Origin of the sequence: Blautia sp. AM29-29, assembly GCF_003480555.1 — a bacterium.
Lineage (GTDB): Bacteria > Bacillota > Clostridia > Lachnospirales > Lachnospiraceae > Fusicatenibacter > Fusicatenibacter saccharivorans.
The window spans coordinates 703-2,934 of the sequence record NZ_QUJD01000044.1 but is presented as its reverse complement, the minus strand read 5'-3'; the positions used below and the strand labels follow the sequence as shown (position 1 = coordinate 2,934).

Here is a 2,232-nt window from a genome sequence, read left to right as displayed (position 1 = left end):
GTAAACGGTAGAACCTGAGTACCTTTTTATTCACTTCAAGTTATGCCATAATCATACTCAACAAAATAACATAGTCAAAAAAGTTTAGTACTTAACTTTTTTAACTGACTATGATTCAGAGGAGGAATATTATGGCTACGCAAACCAGCCTTGTAGCTCAGCAGGTGAGGATCAGACAATGGGCAGAACAGATTCGGAATTGTCAGAACCGTCCCAAAGGGATGGATGTTGAAACTTGGTGTACCCAAAATAATCTTACAAAAGCCAACTATTATTACCGTCTCAGGCGTGTCAGGCAGATATACCTGGATCAGATGCAGGACACAGAAACCACTGCTTTTGTGGAACTGCCCGCACCTGCACCAGATCCAAAGAAAACAGATACTTCAAAAGAATCCGGTACATGCATTTCGGCAGGAACTCTGCCAATGATCCGTATTAAAAATACCAGGGGACTGTCAGTTGAGATATTTTCCGGTACTTCACCGGAAATGCTCTGCCATCTCATAAAGGCTTTTACCCATGCTGAATGATGCAGATGCTTCCGGATTTAAAAAGGTGTATCTGGCGATGGGATTTACGGATCTCCGTCGTGGGATCGATGGACTGGCAACGATCGTACGCTTTCAGTTTAAGCTTGATCCTTACGACAAAAATACACTGTTTCTTTTCTGTGGAAGAAGATGTGACCGGATCAAAGCACTGCTCTGGGAAGGCGATGGTTTTCTCCTTATGTACAAGAGACTCGATAATGGTGCATTCCGGTGGCCCCGTTCGGCAGATGAGGCAATGGCGATCACAGACGACCAGTACCGTATGCTGATGCAGGGACTGGAGATCGTTGCACGCCATCCGATCTCTGAGCTGAAAGAGACACCCCGCATTATGTAGCCTGTGCAAAATGCCGAAAATAAAAAAGTACCAAAACTGTAAAAATGATGTGTATCAACCGGATGAAAAAGGTTATCCACAAACAGTCTTTTCTCATTCCATTTGTTATCGTGTGAATAGAAAAACTGTTGTGGATAATACATCTGAAAAGCTGTAAAACAACGGCTTTCCAGATGTATTATCCACCGTCATTATGACGAAAGCCCATATCTGAAGGATTGGCGGAAATACAAAAATTCTGTTATAATCGGAATCAGTATAAAGACAGGAGTTCCGGTTATGACGATCAAGTACACAAAAGAACAACTGAATAAGTTTGATAAGGATCTGCTGATAGAGCTTTTTCTTGGGATGCAGGGACAGATGGAAGAATTGTCCAGGCAAACGCAGGCCTTAAATGACAGGATGCAGCTGATGATGGAACAGATGGTCCTTTTTCAGAAGAACCGTTTTGGCAGATCCAGCGAAAAAATGGCGGATTCTGAACAGATACGTTTCATGGAAGTGGACGGGACTATCGTATTCTTTAATGAAGCAGAGGCAGTCTGCGACCTGGATGCACCGGAACCTGATGACCTGGAATTGAAAGCACCCAAAAAGAAAAAACAGCCAGGGAAAAAAGCGGCTGATATAGCAGGGCTGACAGTAAAACGTATTGATCACTATCTGAAAGAGGAAGAACTGACGGCTGAGTTTGGTGAAAACGGATGGAAACAGCTTCCGGATGCCATTTCCCGATGTTATCAGTTCATTCCGGCCAGTGTCGTGATAGAGGAACATCATATCGGCGTTTATTCCAGTAAACTGGATGAACACATGATAAAGGCACCCCATCCCAGAAATCTGCTTCATGGAAGCCTTGTATCCCCGTCCCTTGCTGCGGCAGTCATAAATGGTAAGTATGTAAATGCGGTACCTCTCTACCGTCTTGAAAAAGAATTCGAAAGGTACGGGCTTGCCATTACCAGACAGAACATGGCGAACTGGATGATCCGTCTTGGGGAAGAATATCTGGGAACCATGTATGATTATCTGCATAAACTTCTGTATGATTATCATGTGATACAGGCAGATGAGACTCCTGTACTTGTAAATAAGGACGGGCGTCCTGCCGGCAGCCAGAGTTACATGTGGGTGTACCGGTCCGGCTTTATGTACCGGGATCGTCAGATCATCCTTTATGAATACCAGAAAACGCGTAATGCATCCCATCCCCGGGAATTCCTGAGGGATTACACTGGGATCTGTGTTACGGATGGGTACCAGGTATATCATACATTGGAAAAGAAGCGTGAAAATCTGAAGATTGCAGGCTGCTGGGTTCACTGCAGGCGCAGGTTT

3 protein-coding genes are annotated in these 2,232 nt (G+C 44.4%); all 3 read left to right on the top strand.

Features of this window, described 5'->3' with window-relative positions:
• Nucleotides 1–131 precede the first annotated feature (131 nt).
• Nucleotides 132–533: a hypothetical protein gene (locus DW769_RS16210; protein ID WP_117761182.1), complete on the top strand. Its 402-nt coding sequence runs from the start codon at nt 132–134 to the stop codon at nt 531–533.
• Nucleotides 523–891 carry an IS66 family insertion sequence element accessory protein TnpB gene (gene tnpB, locus DW769_RS16205; RefSeq protein WP_009243734.1) on the top strand — a complete coding sequence of 123 codons (369 nt, stop codon included), beginning with the start codon at nt 523–525 and terminating at the stop codon, nt 889–891. Before DW769_RS16210 ends, tnpB begins: the two co-directional genes overlap by 11 nt.
• Before the next feature lie 279 nt (nt 892–1,170).
• Nucleotides 1,171–2,232 (top strand): IS66 family transposase (gene tnpC / locus DW769_RS17015; protein WP_243105480.1); only part of this gene is annotated, 1,062 nt, incomplete at its 3' end.